Genomic DNA, 22,499 nt, shown 5'->3' with positions numbered 1-22,499 from the left:
CACTTTGCAACGACCGAGGCTCCCCTCGCCACGCCGGGGCAGCTCGGATAGCCTCGCGGCATGCGCGTGCGTGTCTTGGGATCGGCGGCGGGAGGTGCATTTCCGCAATGGAACTGCGGGTGCGACAACTGCCGCGCCGTGCGCGCGGGGCGGCCGGGTTTCCTCCCACGGACCGAGGACTCGCTCGTCGTCTCGGGCGATGGCACGCGGTACGTGCTCGTGAACGCCGCGCCGAGCGTCGGGGAGCAGCTCCGAAGGACTCGGGAGCTCTGGCCGCGCGACGTGCGCTCGACGCCCATCGGCGCCATCGTGCTCACGAACGGCGACCTCGATCACACCCTCGGCCTCTTCTCGCTGCGGGAGTCGCAGCCGCTCGCCATCTACGCGACGCGCACGGTGCGCGAGGGCCTCGAGAGGAACGCCATCTTGAAGACGCTCGCGCGATTCCCCGGGCACACGGTGTTCCGCGACCTCGTGCTCGGCGAAGAGACGACGATCGCCGACGCGGGCGGCGCTCCGCTCGGGCTCACCATGAAGGCCGTTCCCGCGCCGGGCAAGCGCGCGCTCCACCTCGAGGGGTCGACCGAGCCGTCCGCCGAGGACAACGTGGCCCTCGCCTTCTCCACGCCCGCGAACGCGCGCCTCGTGTACGCCGCGACCTACGGGAAGATCGGGGAGTTTTTGCGTGAGGCCGAGGGCGCGGGGGCAGCCTTCTTCGACGGCACGTTCTACTCCGAGCACGAGATGGCGAGCCGCGGCTGCGGGGAGAAGCCCGCCGCGAGCATGGCGCACCTGCCCGTGAGCGAGGCCCTCGCCGCCCTCGAGGCCGTGCGCTGCGGGAGGAAGATCTTCACGCACGTGAACAACACGAACCCCATGCTCGACCCCGAGTCCGCCGCCGCCCGCGAGGTGCGCTCGCGGGGCTTCGAGATCGCGTACGACGGGATGGAGATCGACCTATGAGCGAAGAGAGCCCGCTCGTCGCGCGCCTTCGGGCCGAGGGCGAGAAGCGCTACCACGACCGCCACCCGTTCCACGTGGCGATGCACGCGGGCACCCTCACGAAGCGCCAAATCCAAGCGTGGGTCGAGAACCGCTACTGCTACCAGACGCGCATCCCCCGGAAGGACGCGCTCGTGCTCTCGAAATCGACGGACCCCGCGTTTCGTCGCATGTGGATCCGCCGCATCGTGGACCACGACGGCACGCAGGCCGGCGAAGGCGGCATCGCCATGTGGGAGCGGCTGGCCGGGGGCGTGGGGCTCGATCTCGAGCGTGTGCGGGCCGAGGCCGACGTGCTGCCCGCCGTGCGCTTCGCGTGCGACGCGTACCTCACGCTCGTCGAGAAGAGCCCGCTCGTCGTCGCGGTGGCCTCGTCGCTCACCGAGTTCTTCTCGCCCGACATCATGACGAAGCGCGTGCTCGCGTGGGAGACGCACTACCCGTGGGTCGCGCCCGACGTGCTCGAGTACTTTCGCTCGCGGGTGCCACGCGCGGCGCGCGACTCGCGCGAGGCCATCACCTTCGTCACCGAGCACGCCACGACGCCCGAGCTCGAAGAGGCGTGCGTCGGCGCGCTCGTCGAGAAGTGCAACATCCTCTGGGCGCTGCTCGACGCCGTGAGCCACAAATACGGGATCGGCGCGTGACGGGCCACGCGCGGCCGAAGCTCGCCAAGAAGGTGCGCCTCCGCTTCGACGCACGCGAGGGCAAGTGGATGGTGCTCGCGCCCGAACGGGGCCTCTTCCTGAACGGGTCGGCCAAGGAGATCGTCGATCTCTGCGACGGCACACGCACCGAGGACGAGCTCGTGCGCGCGCTCGCCGAGGCCCACGGCGCGCCGCACGACGTGGTCGCGAAGGACGTCGCGGGTGTGCTCTCGGAGCTCCGGGCGCGCGTGCTCTTGGAGCCCGGCACGTGACGGCGGAGCGCCCCTTCACGCTCGTGGCCGAGGTCACGCACAGGTGCCCGCTCGGGTGCCCGTACTGCTCGAACCCGACCGAGCTCGTCACGCGCGGGCGGGAGCTCTCGCCCGCGGTGTGGCGCGAGGCCCTCGACGACGCGGCGGACCTCGGCGTCGTGCAGGTGCACTTCACGGGCGGCGAGCCCCTGCTCTACGACGGGCTCGAGGGGCTCGTCGCGCACGCCGAGGCCCGTGAGCTCTACACGCACCTCGTCACGAGCGGCCTCCCGCGCGGCAAAGATAGGCTGCCCGAGCTCGCGAAGGCCGGGCTCACCGCGGTGCAGCTCTCGCTCCAAGGCGCCGACGCGACCGCGGCCGACGCCATCGCCGACACTCGGGCCCACGACGAGAAGCTCGCGTTCGCCGCGGCCGTGCGCGCCCTCGATCTGCCGCTCACGGTGAACGTGGTGCTTCACGCCGAGAACATCGGCACGGTGCCCGAGCTCGTGCGCCTCGCGAAGGACCTCGGGGCCTCGCGGCTCGAGCTCGCGAGCGCGCAGTACCTCGGCTTCGCGCTCGAGAACCGCGCGCGGCTCTTGCCCACCCGCGAGCGCATCGACGAGGCCCGCGCGCACGCCATGGCCGCCAAGAAGGCCCACCACGGCACGATGGAGGTGCTCTACGTGCTGCCCGACTACGTGCGCGGCAAGCCTCGCGCGTGCATGGACGGGTGGGCGCGGCGGTTCGTGCATATTGCACCCGATGGCACGGTGCTGCCTTGCCACGCGGCCTCGACGCTGCCCGGCATGGGCTTCGAGAGCATCGCCGGGGCGCGCCTCCGCGACCTGTGGGAGACGAACCCGGGCCTCCTTCGTTTCCGGGGCACGGAGTGGATGAAGGAGCCGTGCCGGTCGTGCGACGAGCGTGAGCGCGACTTCGGCGGGTGCCGCTGTCAGGCCTTCGCCCTCACCGGGGATGCCTCCGCGACCGATCCGGCGTGCGCGCTCTCGCCGGACCACGCCCTCGTGCAGGGGGCCGCGCGCGAGCCCTCACGGCGCTACCTCTTTCGCGGGCGGAAAGCGGCGCCGTGAGCGAACCCATGGGGCGAAGGGCGCTCGTGCTCGCGGGCACGGGCTCGTTCCTTTCGGCGGCCGGGGCGAGCCTCATGGGCATCGCGCTGCCGAGCCTCGCGCGGGCGTTCGGCGTCTCGCTCGAGAGCGCGCAGGGGCTCATGCTCGCGTACACGATCACGGTGACCGTGTGCCTCTTGCCCTTCGGGCTCGTCGCCGATCGCGTGGGGCTCGTGAAGATCGCGCGCGTCGGGTTCTCGGCGTTCGCGATCGCGTCGGCCGCGCTCACGGTGGTGCCGTCGTTCCGGGCGATGATGATCGCACGGTCGGTGCAGGGGGCGTCGGCCGCGCTGCTCATGGCGTCGCTGCCGGCGTGGCTCTCGGCCGTCACGCCCCCGAACGAACGTGGGCGGGCGCTCGGGCTCTCGGCGTCGGCCACGTACGTAGGGCTCACGACGGGCCCGGTGCTCGGGGGCTTCTTGGTGCGGGCGCTCGGGCCGCAGGGCATCTTCGTGGTGCTCGTGCCCATCGCGGCGGTCTCGGCGATCGCGCTCTTTCGCACGCCGGTCGCGGCGGGCGCTTCGGGCGCTTCGGGCACCCCGAGCCGCGCGGCGGGGCTCCGGGAGCTCTTCGGCACGCAGGGCGTGCGGGGCGGCGCGTTCGCCGCGTACCTGCAGTACGCCACGACGTTCGCGGTCTCCGCGCAGATCCCCTTTCTGCTCCAAGACGAGCACGGCATGTCGCCCGAGCGCGCGGGCCTCGTGGCGGTGGTGCAGCCCGCGGTGATGGTCGTGGTGGCGCCGTTCGCGGGGCGCCTCTCGGACGCGCGCGGGGCGCGACCGTTCGTCGTCGTGGGGTCGCTCGTGTGCGCGCTCGCGGCCTTCGCGATGCGGGCCACGCTCGGCCTGGGGTCGCCCGTGGTCGTGGGGCTCTGCCTCGGGGTGCTCGGGCTCGGCGCGGGGCTCTTCACGTCCCCGAACAACGCGAGCCTGCTCTCGGCGGCCCCGCCCAAGCTGCGCGGCTCGGCCTCGGCGCTCGTCGCGCTCGCGCGCAACGCGGGCATGGTCACGGGCGTCGTGTCGTCGACGCGCGTGCTCACGTGGGTCTCGGGCACGGCGCGCCCGAGGGGCGACGCGTTCGTCTCGGGCTACCGCGCAGCTCTCCTCGTCGCGTGCGCGCTCGGGGTAGGCGCGGCCCTCGTGTCGCTCGGGAGAGCCAAACCCGCGACGGACGCGACGTAGGGATCACGCGCGGGCCCATCGGGCCGAAGGCCAAGGGATGTCCGTGGCCCTCCCCTCGTGATACGCGAAGGGCATGGCCACGAGGATCAAGGTCTGTTGCATCGCTTCGGTGGCGGAGGCGCGCCTCGCCGCGTCGCTCGGAGCTTCGGCGCTCGGGCTCGTCGCTGCCATGCCCAGCGGGCCCGGTCCCATCGACGACGACCTCATCGCCACGATCGCCACGCACGTGCCGCCTCCTGTCTCGAGGTTCTTGCTCACGAGCCGCACCGCGCCGAGCGACGTCGTGGCCCACGTGCGCGCGACCCACGTCGACACGGTGCAGCTCGTCGACGCGGTCCCCGAGGCGACGTACGCGGCGCTCCGCGAGGCGCTCCCGCACGTGCGCATCGTGCAGGTGCTGCACGTCGAGGGCGAAGCTCAGATCGACGAGGCACGAAGAGCCGCGCCCCACGTGCACGCGCTCCTCCTCGACAGCGGCCGGCCGAGCGCGAAGGTGAAGGAGCTCGGCGGCACGGGCCGCGTGCACGACTGGTCCGTGAGCGATGAGATCGTGCGCGCCGTCGACGTGCCGGTGTTCCTCGCGGGAGGCCTGCGCGCCGAGAACGTGGGCGAGGCCATCCGCGCCGTGCGCCCCTACGGCGTCGACATTTGCAGCGGGGTGCGGACCCAGGGCGCCCTCTCGGAGGAGAAGCTCCGCGCCTTCGTCGATGCCGTCGCTCGGGCGTGAGGGCCCGCAAGGGAGGGGCCTCCAAGATTCGTCAACGTTGACGAACGCAATCGTCAACGTTGACGATTGGGGAAAGTCGCGATCGCGAAGTGCCTAGATTTCTCGAGGATTTGGTTCGTCGACGTGGACGAACGCGATCGTCAACGTTGACGATTGGGGAAGATTCGCCCCGCGCGTGGCAGCGCGACGCGCGACGCGGAGCTCCTCGAGGGCTCGGCCAGGGCTACTTCTTGAGGCGGTCGGCGAGCTGGGTGCAGGCTTTGCTGGTGGCCGACGGACCCGCGCAGCCGCGCTCGAAGAAGGCCTTGGCCTTCGCGAGGTCCTTGGGGACACCCCACTCGCCGGCGTAGGCCACGGCGGCGAGGCGGCACACGTCCTCGCGCTTGAGATCGCAGCCGCGCGCGAGGGCGGCGAGGGCGCCCGTGACGTCCTTTTTGGCTTCGTCGCCGAGGGTGCCGTCGAGCGAGAGCATGCCGAGCTCGCCGCAGCGTTTGGGCTCGCCCGCCGCGCAGGTGCGGGTCAGCACGGCGCGCGCCGCGGCCGGGTTCTTCGCCGTGCCCTGCCCCTTCAGGTAGCGGGAGATGACCGAGAAGCACGCCGGCGCGTAGCCGAGGTCGCACGCGCGCTGCACGAGGGGCACGACGCGCGGCGCGGCCTTGTCGCGCGCCTCGAGGCGCTCTCCGAGCTTCATGCACGAGAGAGCGTGCCCGTTCGCGCAGCCCTTGTCGAAGGCTGCGTCGGAGGCGGCGTCGCTCTTGGGGATGCCGAAGAGGCCATCTCCGGCGAACGTCCCCACGTAGAAGCAGGCCGGGGCGACGCCCTGATCGCACGCGCGCGTGTAGAGTTTGGCGGCCTCGATGGAGCTCGGAGCGTCGGGCGCGCCGCCGCCGATCGCGATGCACCCGTCTCCCTTGCCCTTGCATGCGTCGGCGACGCCGGTGAGGAGGTGCGCGAGGTTGTAGCAGCTCTCGACGCTGCCCTTCTCGCACTGCGCGCGGCACGAGGCGGCGTCCGTCGGCGCGCAGAGGAACGCGGTGGCCTTGCTGGCGGGTGTGCATTTCCCGCCCTCGAAGGCGTAGCCCGTGGGGCACGGGACAGGCAGGCCCGCGAGGCCCGTCTCGGCGTTCGCGCGCGCCTCGCCGAGGGGGAAGAGCTCCACGCGGAGCGAGCTCTGGCACTGCGCGGGCGGCTTGGGCGCGTCGGGGCTCGACGCTTTGCAGGCCTCGAGGGAGCCGTCGTGGAGATCGATCTGTTTGTCGCTCGTGCTCTTCGCGTCGGACGAGGCACCGAAGACCGAGGCCGCCGCCGTGACGGAGGCGCCGCTGCCGCGCTTCATCGCGAACGCGCCGACGTACACGGCGCGGACGAAGTGCGTGGCGCCGGTGCACGCGCCCTTGAGCTCGCCCTTCGTGGCCGAGACGCCGAGCGCCGTGGCCCGCCCGACCATCGCCGTGGCCAAGTCGAGGCTCGTCCCGCGCGCGAGCCCCCCGGCGAGGGTGGCCCCCGAGATGGGCAGCGTCGCGCGGACCTCGTCGCTCGACTTGAGCTGGATGACGTCCTCCTTGAGGGTCACGCCGGCGAACTTGTAGTCGCCGCCGAGCTCGCAGCTCGAGAGCACCTTGAGGCCGTCGCAGCCGTAGTGCACGACCGCGCGCCCCGACTTCATGGCGAGCTCGAGATCGGTGCGCTGGGAGGAGGGCAGATCGACGACGAGCGTCTGGGCGACGTCGGGCACGGCCGTGCACGCGGGGCCCTCGCCCTCGCCCATCGCTTGTTTGGCCGTCGGGGCCTCGGCGCGCACGGCCTCGGCCGCCGCTCCCGGACCACACGCGAGGAGCGACGCGCCGAGAGCACCCGAGAGCGCGACCGACACGAGGGCGAGAGACGAAGCATGGAGGCGGCTCGAACGCATGGCCTGCGCGGTACCACGCGGCCGTGGCCGATTCAAGGCGGCCTCGGAGCGCGAGCGGCCGCGATCGGCCAGCGACTCTGTCACGGGAGGAGGCCCGAGGCCCCCCGGCGAACGGGCCCTCGAGATTCGTCAGCGCTGACGAACGCGATCGTCATCGATGACGATTGGGAAAAGACGCGATCACGGAGTGCCTAGATTTCTCGAGGATTTGGTTCGTCAGCGCTGACGAACGCGATCGTCATCGATGACGATTGGCGAAGATTCGCCGCGTGCACGACAGCGCGACCGTGACGCGGCGCGAGACTCCGAGGCCCATCTCGGCTATCCACGCGCCATGAGCTACGTCGCCTCTTCGTTCTACGCGGTCTTCGGTCTCGTCGCGGCGGGAGGGGGTCTCATGGGCTTCGTGAAGGCGAAGAGCAAACCTTCGCTCGTCGCGGGGCTCGTGTCGGGCGCGCTCCTCTTCGGCGCCTCGGGGCTCTTCTGCACGCACCGCACGATCGCGGGTGCGGCGCTCGGTGGCCTCGTGTCGCTCGCGCTCGTGGGCCGCTTCGGGCCCGCGTTCGCCAAGACGAAGAAGGTGATGCCCGCCGGGCTCGTCGCGGGGCTCGGCGTCGTGGGTGTGCTCGTCGCGGTCGGCGCTGCGCTGAGCTGACGAGAGACGTCGCGCGTCGCTTGGCCGGCGATGGCGCAAAAAAAGTTCGGCGCGCTCGACCGCCATCCTACCGGTGCTACGCTGCGCGTCATGGTGGGTGCTGCTAGGCCGCCGAGGCACCGACACTCCGCACGCGGTGGACCGGGATACATCGCGCGCGTGGCCCTCGGCGTGATCCTCGGCGTGAGCTTGGCCCACGAGGCCCGCGCGGCCGAGGCCGAGGGGCCTCTCGCTCCGGTGCAGCTCGGGTGGCGGGCCGGGGTCGGCGTGGCCCACGTCCGCACGGGAGACTTCCACGGGGACAAACCCTCGATTCCGTTGGCGCTCCTCGGGCGCGTCGGTGTGCGTCTCGTGCCTGCGATTTCGCTCTCCGTCGAGGGCGGCGCGCTCGGCTTGTTTCCGCTCCCGTACACGCAGACGACCGAGGCGCGGCCTACGCTCCGCCCTGGCGTCCCAAGGTATCCGGTCCTGCTCGGCGTCGTGAGCGGCACGGTGGGTCTGCGACCCATTCGGTACGTGGAGCTATCGCTCGGGCCGACCGTCGGTGGCGGGCCGACGCTCGTCGGCGGAGGCACGGCGCGCCTCGGGGTGCGCATCCCGACGCGGACCGCCGTCGTCCTCTGCCCGAGCATCGAGGGCTTCTTGCTCTCGGGTGATCGCACGGGCTACGGCGCGGTGTTCGGGACGTTCGGCTTCGAAATCTGAGGCACACGAGGCGGACGCAGTCCCCGAAACACGACGAGCCCACGCCCTTCACGAGGACGCAGGCTCGGTGCACGAGAAGGCGAGCTTCAGGCTTCGGTCGTGTCGGTCTCGACGATCGGGAGGCGATCGTCGTCGCGGAAGTCTTCTTGGTACGAGCCGACCTCGGCGTCCATCTTCACTTCGACGAGCTCGGGCGTCTGCCACGTGTTCATGCTTCGGTTCCTTTCGGTTCGTTCGAGAAAAAGCTTAGTTTGCGCGCGCTCCGGCGCGGATCCAAGCGGTGACCTCTTCGAGCTGCTCGGGGCTCACGCCACCCGCGGGCATCTGCGGGAAGCCGTCGCCCTTGAGGCGGCGAACGAGCTCGGAGCGTTCGTCCCCAGGGACGACGAGCGGGCCCGCGGTGCGGCGCGCTTCGGTGAGGCGCTTCTGGTTGCCCACGTCGTCGCAGCGGAGGAGCGCGAGACCGCCAGGGTAGCCGGGGCCTGCGCCGTGGCAGCTCACACACGCCTGATCGATGACGTCACGCTCCATGGCGGCCATGAGCGACGACTTCGTGCGGAGCGCCTGGCAGCGCGCGGCCTCTTCGGGGCTCACGACGGGGCGTGACGGCGGCTTCGTAGCGAGCGGCGCTCCGTTGCCCGCGGCGCGATCGTAGAAGATGCGGAGCACGGTGCCGTTCTTGTCCTCGGCGACGAAGATGGAGCCGTCCTTCGCGACCATGACGTCGACGGGGGCACCTTGCGGGTCGGTGGCGGTCTTCTCCCAGCCGCGGACGATGTCTTTGATTTCGCCCGCGGGCACGCCGCGCCCGTCGACCGGGACGAGCACGATGCGGTGACCGTACTCGCGGTAGCCGTGCAGCGAGACCACGAGGTTGCCCTGGTAGGGCTGCGGGAAGAGCGTGCCCGTGTAGTACTCCATGCCGAGCGGCGACGAGTGCCCGGGCAAGAGGAGCGCGGGGTTCTGGTAATTCGCGCAGTTCGCGTTCGGGTACTCGGGCGAGGGGACGCCGTTGTCGTAGCAGTAGGGCCAGCCGTAGTGTTTGCCCTGGGTGACGACGTTGAGCTCCTCGTGCGGGAGCTCGCCCTCGGTGTCGGCGAGCTGCGGTGCCCGCTTGTTGATGCTGTCGCGCGAGTTTTCGCCCTGGACGAGCGTGCCGGTCGAGTGGAACGCGAGGGCCATGCTGTTGCGGAGGCCGCGGGCTACGACGAAGCGCGCGCGCTCCACGTTGTTCGCGCCGGTGAGGTCGACGCGCAGGATGGTGCCGCGCGCGTTTTGGGCGCGCTCGGTCTCGTCGCACGGCATGGGGAAGGCGCCGTTCACCTCGCAGTTGTCGCTGTCGGAGCCGACGTTGACGTAGAGCTGCCAGGGGTTCTTCGGGTCGAACGCGATGTGGTGGAGCGGGTGGCGTGCGTCGGCGCGCGTGCCGAGGTTCTTCGCGACGACGGTGAGCCGCGGCTGCGCGCCCGAGCGATCGGCCGGATCGAAGCGGAAGATGTCGGTCGGCGTCGCCACGTAGGGGAGGCCGTCGGGGCCGATGGCGAGGCCGCTCGGCTTGTCGATCGCCTGGAGCATCTGGCGCTTCGAGTAGGTCTTGTCGGCGTTGCGCTTCAGGAGCCACACCGTGCCGCGGTCCTTCGCCCAGCCGCCCATGTCGGTCACGACGATGTCGCCGTTCGGGAGCTGCCCCAGGCTTCGCGAGAACTTGAAGCCCGTCGCGACGACGCCCACGCACACGCCGGGGGGCGTCTCGAGCTTCAGCTTCGGCAGGCCGTCGCACGTGCCGCTCGAGGTGTACATGCCCTCGGTGATGCCGGGCTCGTCGTCGCCCGTGGGCTCGGTCGTGTCCTCCGCGGAGCAACCCGGGACGAAGTGCGAGAGGGCTCCTCCGACGACGAGGGCGGCGAGGGGGGCGAACGCGAGGGCGCGCGCGTCGAGGCGGCGCTTGGGCTGACCTTCGGACATTAGGTCAGGCATAGCCCGGGGGGTCTCGACCGTCAACGCACGGCCTGCGTCTGCGAGGGGACCTGGGCGCAGGCGTGGCGCGGGCTCTTCGACCCCCGAAAGACGAACGGCGGCCCCCCCCGCGAGAAGGCGCCGCCATGGCTCGTTTCGCCTTTCACGGAGGCCAACGACGATTCGCCGTCGGCCTCCGTCCTATCCAGGGCGCTCGGGCTCAGCCCTCACGGAGTCGCGAGGACCTGGGCGACCTGTTGGTTCTGCGAGCCGCCCGTCGAGCGGGTAGCGACGGCGCGGTCGCATCGGTCGGCGACGTTCACTCGCCACGCAGGGATCGCGGAGCGCGCCAGGTCCGTCGTGAACTCGTCGCCCGTGTCCGCGCGGGTGAAGATTCGCGTCGTGAAGTTGTCGAACACGAACGCCGTGAGGCCGTCGTAGGAGAGCCCGTCGATCCCGTACTTGGTATCGGCGAGGGCTCCCGCGAGCTTCTTCGGCTGCGGGAAGGGCACCTGCTTCGACGCTCGGCGCGACTGCCACGTTCCGTCGTTGCCGTTGCCGGAGCTCGTGATCGAGTAGGTGAGCACGAGGCCGTCGCCCGAGATCGCAGGGCCCGACACGTAGCTGGGCGCGGCCGGGAGGAGCGGGTTCAGGTCGGTGAACGGGCCGTCTCGGAAATTCGAGACACGGCCATTGGCGACGTTCGCGTCGCCCCACGCGAGCTTGTTGTTCGCGCGGACGAAGACGACGGAGAGGCCGTCGCTCGTGAGCTGCCCCCCGCGGGGCAACTCGATGCCGGAGAGATCGGCCGCCGGGATTTCGGTGACCATGAAGCTCGAGCCGGTCTTCTTCGCGAACCAGTAGCCGGACCTGAAGAACATGAACGAGCCGTCGTTCGCCAGCCCGTACGTCGATTCGCCCACGCCGTCGACGCTGACGACCGAGGGCCCAGCGGCAGCGCCCGGCGCGATGTCCTGACCGAGCGTGAACCGCACCCCGCAGACCGGCTCACAGCGACCGTTCGGTCCCAGCTTGGACAAGGGACAGGGGTCGGCGGCGTCGGCGGCGTCGACGGGGCTCGCGTCGGGCACGGGGCTCGCGTCGACGCTCGCGTCGCGCGGAGGATCGGTGCTCGCGTCCACGGGCGGTGTCGTCGAGGCGTCGGCGGCCGGGCTCGACGCTGGGTCATCGCCCACGCACGCATACCCCCCGAACACCGCGATACCCAGGGCGACCGAAACGATGGCTCCTCTCATATTCCTGCTCCTCCCCGGCCCGGATACCAGGGGAGCGGGGGGTGCAGAATCCTTCGAATGGAGGATGGCCCTAGCGGTGCCGACCGGAAGGCATCGCCTTCGACGACGCCCTGTAGCTTCAGGTCCTGCGCTGTGGATCCGACCGACGCTGTGGAACGAAGCCGCTGCGCGGCGGTTTTGCCTTGCCCGGTGCGCCATGACGAGCGGGAAGGGCCAGGTCCCGGCGTCCTGGGCGACTGGGTGCTCTCCTTGAAGGTCGACGTTGCCAAGCCCGGCACCGTCGCAAGGAGGCACCATGGACATCACACTCGATCAGTTCGCGCAGGACCTGGCCCGTGCAGTGTGTGTGGATCCGACCGACGTTGGCGCCAAATGCTCGAAAGCACTCGGGCGGTCGCCAGCTGTGGATCCGACCGTGGATCCGACCGACGTTGGCGCCAAATGCTCGAAAGCACTCGGGCGGTCGCGAGCTGTGAGGGAAGCAGTGAGGGAAGCAGATCCGACCGACGTTGACCCCAAGTACGCGGAAGGGAAGCAGATCCAGCAGATCCGACCGACGTTGACCCCAAGTACGCGGAAGAGACCCGACCGACGTTGGCGCCAAGTGCGCGACGGCACTCGAGGGCCTGGCCGGGCCACCCCCAAGACGTGGCCGGGCCACCCAGAAGATCCAATTTTGCCCGACATTTTCCGCAATTTCGCGTTGGCCCGCGACGTGCCTAGTGGGCGGCATGTCCAACCCTCGTCGCATCGTCCCCGGCACCACCTATCTCGTCACGCGCAGAACCACGCGCCGCTACTTCCTCTTGAACCCGGACAAGCGCCGCATGCTGCTCGCCTTCTACTGGTACGCCACGGCCGTGCTCGCCGCGGAGTTCGGCATCGAGATCCATGCGGTGCAGATGCTGTCGAACCACCTTCACGAGGTGCTGACCGACACGCGCGGTGAGCTGCCAAGATTCCTGTCACAGAGAAATCGTCTGCTCGCGAACGCCATCAAGGTGCTTCGCGGATGGCCCGAGGAAGTCTTCTCGCGCGAGGGAGCGAGCGTCGTCGCGCTCTACGGCGAGGACGCGGTGCTGCAGAAGATCGGCTACACGCTCGCGAACGTGGTCGAAGCCGGCCTCGTCTCGAGCCCCGAGGATTGGCCGGGTGTGACGCTCGCGGCGACCGACATCGGCACGCGCACGTTCCGTGTGGCGCGGCCCGAGGTGTACTTCGACGCGGAGAACACGCGTTGGCCTGCCATGGCCGAGATCGCGATCACCGTGCCGCGCTCGCTCGAGGCGAGCTCCGGTCACGAAGGGGCGCGGGAGCGCATCGTCTCCGCGGTGAACGCGGCGGTCGAGAAGGCGCGCATCGTGGCGCGGAAGGCGGGGAAGTTCGTGCGCTCGCTCGAGTGGATTTTCGCGGTGCCGCATACGACGCGTGCGTCGTCGTTCGAGAAGGAAGGGGCGCGGAACCCGAGCTTCGCGGCGGGCGGGAACGTCGAGATGGCCGTGCGCGCGATGAAGGAGCGGGCGGCGTTCTTGGGGGCGTACCGGGAGGCGTTCGCGAAGTTGAGGAACGCGGTGCGGGATGTGTTGTTTCCAGCGGGGACGTGGCGCCTCTTTCGCGAGCTCGGCGTCAACGTGGTTTCAACCACTTAGCGCCAACGTCGGTCGGATCTTTCGTCGACGTCGGGATCGCGCCAACGTCGGTCGGATCTTTCGGCTAGGGAGCTCGGCGTCAACGTGGTTTCAACCACTTAAGTTAGCGCCAACGTCGGTCGGATCTTTCTGGGTCGGATCTTTCTGTAGCGCCAACGTCGGTCGGATCTTTCTGGTCGGATCTTTCTCAAGCTCCGGTACCAGGTCGGAGAGGACGCCCCGACGAAGGGGTAGTCGGGTCCCTCGTTCCCTCGAGGTACGGTTCGTTCCTTCGGTGGTGCCCCGAGCCCCCTACGATCGTCGAGACCCCTTCATTTTTCCTGGGGATCCGCGCCCATCCGGCGGCCGGGCGGATGGCATGCCTACTGCTCTATGTAGGTTCGACTCGCACGTGGGCGGGTCACGGAGGAGGTTTTCGATGGCGCGCAACAGGACAGCCTATCTGGCCGTGGTCGGGGCCACTCTCGTGGCCGTGGGTTGCACGGCTTCGGCGCGCATCGTCGAGGGCGAAGAGGAGATCTCGGGCCCGAGCGCCCCGAGCAGCCCGAGCAGCCCGACTGCTCCTTCCCCGAGTGGAGACGCTGCACTTGCCGTCGTGGACGCGAGTCCTCCGGGCGACGCGGGGTCGACCGTGATCCCTGGGACGTCCTTTGCCGCTGGGGTGCTCGGGGCCGGAGCCGGTGGGACGGGCGCGCCTCGCCCCGAGCGCAGCGGCCTCCTCGCGCTCCCCGGGGGCGGAGTGGGTGGCCCCGTGCTGACGAGCAACAACCCGGAGATCTTCACCGGGGACGGCGTGCTCTACGCGAACGTCCCCTCTCCGACGCGCGGAGGGACTTCGTATCCGCTCTCCGGCGACTTCGGCATTTACGTACACCACATCAACCAGGCCGGCACGACGAAGTGGGTCTCCATTCTCGTGACGAACCCGAACGCGTCCGACGTGACCGTGTCGTTGCGCGGGTCGGGGTATTCGCAGGACGAGACGGGCGGCCTCGCACTCGGGGCGAGCCCGGACTACCGCGTGTCCAAGGAGTGGATCGAGGGCACCCCCCGAACGGACACGGGCACGATCACGATCGCGCCGGGCAAAGGCGCCGTGCTCTGGGCGAGCTCCGCGGGGCAGAACCGAGAGATCGACGCACGGTTCGCGGTGAAGGCGAGCGCGGCCGTCCGCGTGTACATCGTCGCGACGAGCGATGGGTCCCTGCAGAAGTCGCTCGACGCCTCGCAGCCCATCGTCGATGCCCCCGGCGAATACCTCCGGAGCGGCAATCCCCCGCCGCCGTTCGGTCGGGAGGCCGGGATCTACAGGCACGACACCTGGCGTTCGACGTTCGACGTCGAGGTCCCCGACGGACCGAAGCACGTCGCGTTCATGGTGAACACGGCGACCGGAGGAGGGCTCTCGCAGGTCCAGGCCTTCCCTGCGCTCACCCACTACGACGTGAGCGCGCGCGAGGCCGTGGGCATGTACGGGAACGTCTACGACGTCGATCTCGGACTGCGGAACACCGTCTCCCCTGCGGCCGCGAGGCGCGTGCGTGTCGCCTTTCATAGCCTCGCGAACGGGACGGCGTCGCGTTGGTGGGACGGAGCGGCCCTCGTCGACGGCAATCCATTGGACGTGCGCCACGTCCCGGGAAACGAGACGACGACCCTGTTCGACGGAGTGCTCGCGCCCGGCGAGACGCGTAGGCTGCGGTTCCGAGCGATGGTGCCCGGGCTCGCCGCGATCCCTCAGGCGCTCAGCGTCGAGACCTTCGGCGCGCTCGCCGACGGTGGGCCTTAGCAGCCCGTCGCGTCTTCTACCGTCCCCTCCGGGAAAGCCATGGTCGGCGGCCACGCGACGCCACGTCCACAGGCCACCGGCGGCGGTAGAGCACGACCGACGACGATGGTAGCGTCGAGGAAACAAGGGCCGCGAGGCTCGAGTCACGAGAGGCGGGTCGACGGCGTTCTCACGCGCGCGTCGCCGTAGGGAGGCTGTCTCGGCCCGCGCTTCCATCGCACGAAAGAGGAACACGATGCTCCGAGTGCTCATGACACGGACCGGCGTCCCCGCGCCGGAGGCGATCGACGTGGTCGAGGCCGAGGTGCCCCGTCCAGGGCCGGGCGAAGCGCTCGTTCGCGTCCTCGCGCGGCCGATAAACCCGGCGGACCTCTTGCTGCTCGAGGGGCGGCACGTGTTCACACCCACGGTGCCGGGGCCGGTGGGCATCGAAGGCGCAGGAGTCGTAGAGGCCGTCGGCGAGGGCTCGAGCGTACCCGTGGGCGCTCGCGTCGCCGTTCCCTTCGGCGGTACGTGGACCGAGCACATGGTGTTCGTGTCGGCCGATCTCATCCCGCTCCCCGACGCGCTCTCCATCGAGCAGGGCGCCATGCTCTCGGTCAACCCGTTCACGGCCGCTGGGCTCCTCGAGGGCCTTTCACCGGGCGACGCCGTGGTGCTGGATGCGGCGACGTCGGCCATGGGAAAAATGATCTTGAAGCTCTGCGCGCGTCGAGGGCTTCGAGCCGTCGGGGTCGTGCGATCGGCCGAGGCCGTACCTGGCGTCGAGGCCTCCGGGGCGGTCGCCGCGTTGGTCGACGGCCCGGACCTCGCGGCACGTGTGCACGAGGTGCTCGGGGGAGGCGCAAAACGCGCGCTCGACGCCGTGGCCGGAGAGGCATCGGGGCGGCTCTTCGGGGCCGTGGCCGAGGGCGGCACGCTCGTCGTCTACGGGCTGCTCGCGAGCGACTCCGTGATCCTCCCCGCCGCGCAGCTCGTCTTCCGGGACGTGACCGTGACGGGGTTTTCTCGCCTGCGCGGGCTCAAGGCGCTCTCCCCCGAGCGCCGCACCGCCATCGCCACGGAGCTCGCCGCGCTGGCCGCGGACGGCGTGCTCGACGCCGAGGTGGAGGCCCGCTACCCGCTGAAGGACGTCCGAGCCGCGCTCACGCACCACGCACGGCCCGGGCGACGGGGGAAGATCATGCTCGTGAGCTGACGAGAGCACACTCACTCGACCCAGGTGCATCCCTTCGCGCGCTGGCACGCGTTGCGGACGACGCTGAACGAGACGCTGTTCGAGATCTGGAGGTTCTCGCAGCCCATGTTGTCGAGGTAGTAGCGGCCGTTCCGCGCCTTGCACGACGACGACTCCACCGTGCAGCCGGGCTGACTCCTGCACTCGGTCTGCGAAAACGCGGAGCACGGGGTCTTCGTGCCCTCGCAGCGCCCCGAGGGCTTCGTCACGGTGCCGTCGGGCTCCGTCCATCCGCAGCCGGGCATGTCGAGGCACATGATCTTCTTGGCCTCCTCGGGGCGCCCGGACGTGTCGGCCCGGGCGCAGTTGACCACGAAGGACGTGCCGCGGCACTCGAGGTACGTGTCGCTCCACGTGGAGCCCTGGTTCGCGCACGAGGCCGAGTCGCGCATCGTGTACGCCTCGACGGGCTTGCCCACGCAGCGCGCCGCGGTGGCCGACGGAGGCCCCTCGCCGCCTTCGTCGCCCTCGCCGCCCGACGAGGGCACGGTCGTGATCGTGCACGCGGAGACGAGGAGCGCGGAGCAAGCGACGAAGACGAGGGCGAGCGACCGGACAGGCATGCCCTCGTGGTAGCTCGCGCCGCGACGGACGCCGAGAGCCCGAACGGATGACACGCGGGGCGGTCGCCGATGCGCATCGAGGCGCGGCGTGGCTCAGCCGGGGCCGGCGTCTCCCGAGGGGCCACCGTCGGACGCGTCGGGGGCGCCGCCGTCGGGCGAGGGCTTCGCGGGGCCCTCCGGATCGTCGCAATAGGCCTTGTTTTCGGCGTCGATCCAGCACGCCTGACCGAGCACGGAGCAGTCGATCGTGTTCACGCGCTGGGGCCCCTCTTTCTTGGAGACACACCGCGTGGCGACCTTGCCCTCGCGGTCGCACGTGCCCCACACGGGCACGCCGTTGCACTCGGGCGCAGCGCTATCGAAGAGGTCGTCCACGCGCGGGCCGAACGACGCGTACACCTCGCCGACCACGCTGCACGGGTACGTGCGCCCTTTGAACGAGCCGGACACCACCGCGACGACGACGTTCTCGTCGCCCACGCGCGCGAGCAAGGGGCCACCCGAGTCGCCGCTGCAAGGCTGCGCGTCGTTCTCGCCGAGCCCGAGGTAGGCCTCGTAGCCCTTCAAGAGCTCCATGTCGTAGAACTTCTTGAGGCGCTCCTCCTGCTGCTTCACGTAGTCCTCGCCGTCATGTTTGGCGATGAACGCGGTGAACGCCTCGTACGTCGGGAACACGCGCTGAATGGGCTTTCCCGAGACGCCCTGGAGCGTGAGCTGCCCGGCCTTGCGCTGCCCCGAGTTGCGGTCCCTGTCGTGGATGCCGAAGCCCACGGCGGTGAGCTTCGAGCCGACCTTGGTCTCGTTCAGGAGAGAGCCGTCGATGCGGAGCGGCGTCACGTCCTCGATCTTCTCTTCGAGGAAGTACACGGCCACGTCGGAGCCGAGGGACACGAAGCCGCCGTCGTGGAGGGGGGCGGTGAGCACGCTCTTCACCTTGACGGTCTTGAGCGGCTTCGTGCTGTCGGGCCCGACCGCGAAGTAGACGTCGTCCTCGTCGAGCATGGTGCGACCGCTCTTCGGATCGCGTGTCGCGCAGTGCTTCGCCGTCAGCACGACGTTGGGCGCGACGAGCGTCGCCGTGCAGAAGTAGTCGAACGCGCCGTCGAACCCTTTGCGACCCACGGTGCCGATCGCGTTGAGCTTCGCGCCCGTCGCGTCGACGCCACCGATGATGTCGTCGCTCGACGCTTCGGGCCCCGGGGTGCTCGAGGAGCACGCAGAACCTGCGGCGAGGAGGCCAAGGGCAGCGGCGAGGGGGAGGGCGAGTCTTCGCATGATTTCAATGGTTTTGCAGAATGTGTGCCTCCATCCGACATGGTCTTTTTTCGAGCCCGACGCGCACGTGCGAACGGCGACGCCCTTCGGCGGGGACCGATCTGGTGGATCCGTTCCCCACCACGACGGCGACGGACGAGCGGGCCATGGCCGGCAAGATTTGCACGTCGCAGTCGCGCCCCGGACATGCGACGTCCTCGCTTCGCTCGCCGACATGAACGCCGTGTGAACGCCGTTCGGACAGGAGCGTGCACGCGATCGACATCGATGAAACGTCGGTGAATCGAGGGGTTCGAGGCGTGCGCGCGCGACGCCGGCGCGACACGGTCGGTCATGCACACCACGATCGGAACCCCCACTACCGAGCCCCGACCACCCCACCAAGGGCACCCGTACCGCGCTTCGCCCGAGCCCATCGACTTCGCCCTCACCGAGCCTCCGAAGCCCGTGGCGCGCCTCCGCGACGTGGCCGCGGTGGCGGCCGTGGTGGCTCTCGCCGATCTCGCGTTCGTGCGCCACGTCGACCTCCCGTACTCGACCGACACGGACATCCCCGTGTTGGGGGGGCTCTCGACCGCCGCGTTCCTCTCGCTGACGACGCTCCTGCTGGTCGCGCTCCCGAAGGCCCAAAGGTGGTCTCTCCGTCTCGGCTTCGCGGTAACCGGGACCCTCGTCGCGGCGGCCAGGTCGGCCTACGGCCCGACGCTCCTCACGCTGGTGCTCGGCCTCGTGTTCCTCGGCGCGACGGCCGTGCTCGTGCGCCAGCGCGACGCCTATCTCCCGGACGTCGTGCGCTCCGGGTTCCTGACGTTCGGGCAGCTCCCGGGCCGCGTGGCCTCCCTCGTCCGAGCGCTCGCGCGACGGCGTGACGGCGCCCCCTCGAGCTTCGTCGCGCGCGTCGCACCCGTCGTCGTCCCCGTCGCCTTGCTCACGGTCTTCGGTGGGATCTTCGCCGCAGCCAACCCCGTCGTCTCCGACGTGGCGAAGAAGATTTTCGGCAGCGTGACCCTCCCGACGGCCCTCCGGCTCTTCGCGCTGCTCGTGTTCACGACGGGCGCCGTGATGCTGACGAAGCCCGCGTTCACGCCGAGCCGAGCCCGCGAGAGCGCGCCGTTCACGACGGCCGAACGCGCCGAGGTGGTCACCGCCGTCTCGTCGCTCGCGACGATGAACATGCTATTTTTTGCCTACAACGGGCTCGACGCCATGTACCTGTGGGCGGGCTCGCCTCCCCCCGGCACGAGCACGCGCGCGTACGCCCATGCCGGCGCGGCCTGGCTCACCGTGGCCCTCGGCCTGATGACGGTGGTCGTGGGTTGGTTCTTTCGGGGTGGCCTCGCTCACGTGAAGCGCGCCCGCAACGCCCGCTTCCTCGCCTACGCGTGGCTCGCCCAGGGCCTCGTGCTCGCGGTGGGCACGTTTCGCCGGATGGAGATCCACGTCGAGACGAGCGGGCTCTCGGACGCGCGCATCTTCGGCATGACCGGAACGCTCTTCGTGGTCGTTACGCTCGGCCTCGTCGGCGTGAAGCTCGCGTGGAAGAGGACGTTCATGTGGCTCCTCCGTCGCTCTTTCGAGGCGGGGCTGGTGCTCGCCCTCGTGTTCGCCGTGGCGCCGACGCATCGCCTCTCGGCGCGCGTGAACGTGGCACGCGTCCAGAGCGACGACTACCAAGCGCTCGTGCACGCGATGGAGCAGTTTCACGAGCCGGAGAGCGTCGCTGTGTTCTTGCCCCTGCTCGACCACTCGGACGTGCGCATTCGCCGAGGCGTGGCCGCGCTGCTCCTGAACGAGCGAGATCGCCTCGAATACGAGATCGGTAAGGAGACCCCCCGACGCGAGGCAGCCTTCGCGCCCGTGTCGGCCTTGAAGGAGCTCGAGGCCGCGCGAGGCAAGATGGAACGCGTGCTCGGGGACGTCGACCGCGAAGCGGCCATCGTGCCCTTCGAGTACCTGCGAAATTCCGCCATCGAAGGCGAGATCGCGCTCTCCGAGATCCACAAGGTGCTGCCGGCCGAGACCCAGCACGAGCTCGTGGTGAAAGAGTGGATCACGAGCGAGCTCACGCGACGCCCCTCGAGCTCGGCGAGCTCGCCGGAGTTTCGCGCCGCCGAGGACCCGAGCCACTGCTCGGCGTACGTCACCTTCGTACCCGCAGCCGGAGGCTCGACCGAGACCGTGAAGCTCGAGCTCGTTCGGCAGACCTACTCGACCTGCGGCTACGGCTGCGGCGACCACCACACGCACACGTGGCAGGTGAGCCAAGTGACCACGCGCGCGGCTAACGGCACGTGGGAGGCCGTGGTCCCGAAATGACCCCGCTCAGTCGCGCCCCGCGTCGGTCGTGATCGCGACGACACACTTCTGGTAGGCGAGCTCGTCGGGCGTGAACGTGGTGGCGGTGCGGTTCGGGTTCCCGAGGGAGCACGCGCCGGCCTTGTTCTGGACGATGCAGTTGGCGACGGCGGCAGCCTGTCCGGTGCACGTCTCGGCGTTCGCGAGCCCGATCGCCGCGCCGCAGTCGCCCATGGCGAGGATGGCCGCCCTGCACGGCTCGGCGGCCATCCGCGAAGCCACGCATGCGTTCAGCTTGAGCACGGCCGGATCGCGGGCGAGCGCCGGGTTCGCGTTCCCGGACAGGCCCGCGACGAGCGTGGCGCAGTAGGCCGCCTCGTGCTCGATGGCGCAGGTCATCTGGGCCTGCGTCCGCGGGTCGGCGACGCTCGGGTCGTCGCACGCGGCCGAGTTGGTCGGCAACGTCCTCCCACTATTTTTCGCGCACGTCTCGCTGATGTCGAGAAACTCCCGGCAGTTGTCGGCGGGGGACGGCTCTCCACCGCAAGCGACCACGAGACCGAGGGCGACACTGAAGGCGAAGGGCACGGTGAAGTAGAGTCGCATGACCTTTCACCGTACCTGCCTCCTCGGCACACGGGGCACCAAACTGGGGCGGGCGCGGCCGGCCCATGGCACCCGAGTTGCTTACGCGCTCGTGCCTCGCGAAACGTGGGTCAGGGTGAGCCACACACGAGGCGACGAAGAGGTCTTATGCATCGTTGGATCGCCGGTTTTTTGGCTGCTTTCGTGGGTGCGGGCGCCGCGTGTGGGGGTTCGACCACGATCGATCCGGTGACCGACGCGGGTGTCGTGGATCCGAGCGTTACGGATGCGTCGGTCGATCGTCAGGTCCCTGACGGCGAGCCGCCCGGCTCGTGCGAGCGACCGCCGGCGCCCACGGTCTGCCCGACGACCGGCCCCGCCCCGAAGGCGCGCGACGCCATCACCGAGCTCCTCAAGGGGATCGGAGAGCCCATTCGATGCGCGTCCGGCTCGAAGAACCTCTGGGACCTGCGCGGCCTCGTCGATCTCTACGGAGACAAGCGCATCTTCATGATGGGCGAGGTGCACGGCTCGAACGAGATCGGCATCGTGTCGAGCCTCGTGTTCGAGGAGCTCGCGCAAAAGGGGCTCGTGAACGTGCTCGGGTACGAGCTCCCCATGGACTTCGAGGCGCCGATCCAGCGCTACGTCGACTCGGGCACGGACCCCGTGGGCGAGCAGGTCGTGCAGAGCCTCGCGCCCAACATGTTCGGCGCGATCCTGACCGAAATCGCGCGCAAACAGCGCGAAACGGGGAAGAAGATCCACGTCGCCGCCGTCGACGTGCCCACGACGACCGAGCTCCCCTCCGAGGCCCTCCGCGCGCTCGCGCAAGAGCTCACGACACAGCGAGGCGCCGTGCTCGATACGTTGCCGACGTATGCCTCGGACATGCCGACTCCCGAGGAGCTCACGCGCACACGCACCTACTTCGACGCGATCATGGCGAAGAAGAACGAGATCTGCGCGGAGCTCACGCCGGCCGATTGCGACAGGCTCGTCGCCATGACCCACGCGCTTTGGGTGGCCGCGTTCGCCTACGACGAAGGGACGGCCCAGGGGCAGGAGTGGTTCGCGAAGCGCGAGGAGGTGATCTTCTACAACATGCGCATGGCGATGCCGAAGGCCGAGGACCGCATGTACCTCCACATGGGCGCGTTCCACACGAACAAACACGCCGCGTCGGCCGGCAGCCGCATGGACAAGGAGTACGCGCTCACGAAGGGCAAGGTGCTCTCGATCGCTCCCGCCTACGGTGACGGGAGCGTCATTCGGTACGGCCGCGATCAGCGCCTCCCCGGCGAGCCGCGCACGCTCACGACGGCGTTCGGCCACGAGCCGGCTCAACCCGTCTTCGTCGCGACGAACCGCCCCGGGCAGACCACGTGCGAGACGAACCCGCTCGGGCTCGAGCCCGACGAAGAGGTCGTGGGCTCGGGCACGCGCGGGCAGCTCTACGACGGCTACATCCACTACGGGAAGCTCACCTCCGAAGCTCGCCCCAACGACGCCGTGCTCACGCGCAAAGACGGAGTGATCGGGCGCACGCTCGAGGCCTTCCGGGCCCGCATCGATCGCGCCGAGAGCGCGGCCCTCGCGCGGCGCATGAAGGTGCGTTCGGCGGTTCCGCGCTGAATCGGCACGCGCGTTCGTGCGGACGTGGAGCACCGGCGCGGCCCCC

General features: G+C 70.0%; 19 protein-coding genes. 13 read left to right on the top strand and 6 right to left on the bottom strand.

Features of this window, described 5'->3' with window-relative positions; genetic code table 11:
* Window positions 1–60 precede the first annotated feature (60 nt).
* The 6 genes from IPK71_06400 (at window position 61) to IPK71_06375 (ending at window position 4,941) form a co-directional block, all read left to right on the top strand.
* Window positions 61–963, top strand: coding sequence for a pyrroloquinoline quinone biosynthesis protein PqqB (locus IPK71_06400; GenBank protein MBK8213368.1), 903 nt, complete (start codon window positions 61–63; stop codon window positions 961–963).
* Window positions 960–1,649, top strand: coding sequence for a pyrroloquinoline-quinone synthase PqqC (pqqC, locus tag IPK71_06395; protein ID MBK8213367.1), 690 nt, complete (start codon window positions 960–962; stop codon window positions 1,647–1,649). The genes IPK71_06400 and pqqC overlap by 4 nt, the downstream gene beginning before the upstream one ends.
* Complete coding sequence (gene pqqD, locus IPK71_06390) at window positions 1,646–1,921, top strand: pyrroloquinoline quinone biosynthesis peptide chaperone PqqD (GenBank protein MBK8213366.1); 276 nt, start codon at window positions 1,646–1,648, stop codon at window positions 1,919–1,921. The genes pqqC and pqqD overlap by 4 nt, the downstream gene beginning before the upstream one ends.
* Window positions 1,918–2,994, top strand: a complete 1,077-nt coding sequence (gene pqqE / locus IPK71_06385) for a pyrroloquinoline quinone biosynthesis protein PqqE (protein MBK8213365.1) — start codon at window positions 1,918–1,920, stop codon at window positions 2,992–2,994. Before pqqD ends, pqqE begins: the two co-directional genes overlap by 4 nt.
* Window positions 2,991–4,214 carry an MFS transporter gene (locus tag IPK71_06380; GenBank protein ID MBK8213364.1) on the top strand — a complete coding sequence of 408 codons (1,224 nt, stop codon included), beginning with the start codon at window positions 2,991–2,993 and terminating at the stop codon, window positions 4,212–4,214. Before pqqE ends, IPK71_06380 begins: the two co-directional genes overlap by 4 nt.
* A 73-nt stretch (window positions 4,215–4,287) precedes the next feature.
* Window positions 4,288–4,941, top strand: coding sequence for a phosphoribosylanthranilate isomerase (locus IPK71_06375; GenBank protein MBK8213363.1), 654 nt, complete (start codon window positions 4,288–4,290; stop codon window positions 4,939–4,941).
* A 223-nt stretch (window positions 4,942–5,164) separates the two neighbouring features.
* Here the strand turns inward: IPK71_06375 and IPK71_06370 are convergent, their stop codons facing one another.
* The gene (locus IPK71_06370) at window positions 5,165–6,853 is read right to left on the bottom strand and encodes a sel1 repeat family protein (GenBank protein ID MBK8213362.1); all 1,689 of its coding nucleotides are present in this window, start codon (window positions 6,851–6,853) and stop codon (window positions 5,165–5,167) included.
* Window positions 6,854–7,187: 334 nt separating this feature from the next.
* Here IPK71_06370 and IPK71_06365 point away from each other — a divergent pair, with 334 nt between their 5' ends.
* Both IPK71_06365 and IPK71_06360 read left to right on the top strand, forming a co-directional pair.
* Window positions 7,188–7,508 carry a TMEM14 family protein gene (locus IPK71_06365; GenBank protein MBK8213361.1) on the top strand — a complete coding sequence of 107 codons (321 nt, stop codon included), beginning with the start codon at window positions 7,188–7,190 and terminating at the stop codon, window positions 7,506–7,508.
* 159 nt (window positions 7,509–7,667) lie between these two features.
* Window positions 7,668–8,213, top strand: coding sequence for a hypothetical protein (locus tag IPK71_06360; protein ID MBK8213360.1), 546 nt, complete (start codon window positions 7,668–7,670; stop codon window positions 8,211–8,213).
* A gap of 246 nt (window positions 8,214–8,459) precedes the next feature.
* Here the strand turns inward: IPK71_06360 and IPK71_06355 are convergent, their stop codons facing one another.
* Window positions 8,460–10,178 (bottom strand): PQQ-dependent sugar dehydrogenase, encoded by a 1,719-nt coding sequence (locus IPK71_06355; protein MBK8213359.1) that lies wholly within the window; start codon window positions 10,176–10,178, stop codon window positions 8,460–8,462.
* A gap of 218 nt (window positions 10,179–10,396) precedes the next feature.
* Entirely contained in the window at window positions 10,397–11,425 is a 1,029-nt protein-coding gene (locus tag IPK71_06350) for a hypothetical protein (GenBank protein ID MBK8213358.1), read from the bottom strand.
* A gap of 731 nt (window positions 11,426–12,156) precedes the next feature.
* Here IPK71_06350 and IPK71_06345 point away from each other — a divergent pair.
* From IPK71_06345 to IPK71_06335, 3 genes are all read left to right on the top strand, one after another.
* On the top strand, window positions 12,157–13,074 hold the full coding sequence (locus IPK71_06345; protein MBK8213357.1) for a transposase: 918 nt from the start codon (window positions 12,157–12,159) through the stop codon (window positions 13,072–13,074).
* Window positions 13,075–13,492: 418 nt separating this feature from the next.
* Window positions 13,493–14,863 carry a DUF3370 family protein gene (locus IPK71_06340; GenBank protein ID MBK8213356.1) on the top strand — a complete coding sequence of 457 codons (1,371 nt, stop codon included), beginning with the start codon at window positions 13,493–13,495 and terminating at the stop codon, window positions 14,861–14,863.
* 235 nt (window positions 14,864–15,098) lie between these two features.
* On the top strand, window positions 15,099–16,061 hold the full coding sequence (locus IPK71_06335) for a zinc-dependent alcohol dehydrogenase family protein (protein MBK8213355.1): 963 nt from the start codon (window positions 15,099–15,101) through the stop codon (window positions 16,059–16,061).
* Window positions 16,062–16,072: 11 nt separating this feature from the next.
* On the opposite strand, the gene IPK71_06330 is transcribed toward IPK71_06335, so the two are convergent.
* Window positions 16,073–16,663, bottom strand: coding sequence for a hypothetical protein (locus tag IPK71_06330; protein ID MBK8213354.1), 591 nt, complete (start codon window positions 16,661–16,663; stop codon window positions 16,073–16,075).
* Between the two features lie 93 nt (window positions 16,664–16,756).
* The gene (locus IPK71_06325; protein ID MBK8213353.1) at window positions 16,757–17,938 is read right to left on the bottom strand and encodes a trypsin-like serine protease; all 1,182 of its coding nucleotides are present in this window, start codon (window positions 17,936–17,938) and stop codon (window positions 16,757–16,759) included.
* A 333-nt stretch (window positions 17,939–18,271) separates the two neighbouring features.
* Between IPK71_06325 and IPK71_06320 the strand changes: the two genes are divergently transcribed.
* Window positions 18,272–20,254: a DUF4173 domain-containing protein gene (locus IPK71_06320; protein MBK8213352.1), complete on the top strand. Its 1,983-nt coding sequence runs from the start codon at window positions 18,272–18,274 to the stop codon at window positions 20,252–20,254.
* 6 nt (window positions 20,255–20,260) lie between these two features.
* Here the strand turns inward: IPK71_06320 and IPK71_06315 are convergent, their stop codons facing one another.
* Window positions 20,261–20,839 (bottom strand): hypothetical protein, encoded by a 579-nt coding sequence (locus tag IPK71_06315; GenBank protein MBK8213351.1) that lies wholly within the window; start codon window positions 20,837–20,839, stop codon window positions 20,261–20,263.
* Window positions 20,840–21,067: 228 nt separating this feature from the next.
* On the opposite strand from IPK71_06315, the gene IPK71_06310 reads away from it, so the two are divergent.
* Entirely contained in the window at window positions 21,068–22,453 is a 1,386-nt protein-coding gene (locus tag IPK71_06310) for a hypothetical protein (GenBank protein MBK8213350.1), read from the top strand.
* Window positions 22,454–22,499 lie beyond the last annotated feature (46 nt).

This window comes from Myxococcales bacterium (genome assembly GCA_016712525.1).
In the GTDB taxonomy this organism is placed as follows: Bacteria; Myxococcota_A; Polyangia; order Polyangiales; family Polyangiaceae; genus JAAFHV01.
The sequence above is the reverse complement of the archived record's forward strand: the minus strand, read 5'-3'. Positions and strand labels throughout refer to the sequence as shown.